Origin of the sequence: Vibrio sp. 10N.222.52.B7, assembly GCF_041474275.1 — a bacterium.
GTDB classification, from domain to species: Bacteria; Pseudomonadota; Gammaproteobacteria; order Enterobacterales; family Vibrionaceae; genus Vibrio; species Vibrio crassostreae_C.
In genome coordinates this window covers 904-1,200 of the sequence record NZ_JBFRTU010000174.1, presented here as the reverse complement: position 1 = coordinate 1,200, position 297 = coordinate 904, and the positions used below count along the sequence as shown (strand labels likewise).

The following is a 297-nucleotide window of genomic DNA, read 5'->3' as shown; positions in this document are numbered from 1 at the left end:
TGGCGATCAACAACGTGACGCCTTTCTCTCCAACCGTTGGTCTATTGACCATGCCTTACGTGATTCAAAGCGCAGAAGAAGCAGTGCTACTGACTCAAGGTCAAGTAGGCCAAGATTTAGTTGATAACACGATTCGTGACGCTGGTGTTCGTATTGTCGGTTGGGCTTATTCTGGCTTTAGGGTTTTGACCAACTCGAAAAAGCCTGTTGCTTCACCAGAAGATTTGAAAGGGCTAGTGATTCGTGTTCCTCGTAACGAAATCATGATCGCGTCTTATCAAGCATGGGGTGTAAACC

The 297-nt window shown here is 46.5% G+C and carries 1 protein-coding gene; it reads left to right on the top strand.

The window, feature by feature from the left end:
- A partial coding sequence (gene dctP, locus AB4512_RS22100) for a TRAP transporter substrate-binding protein DctP (RefSeq protein WP_372175689.1) occupies positions 1-297 on the top strand: 297 nt, incomplete at both ends.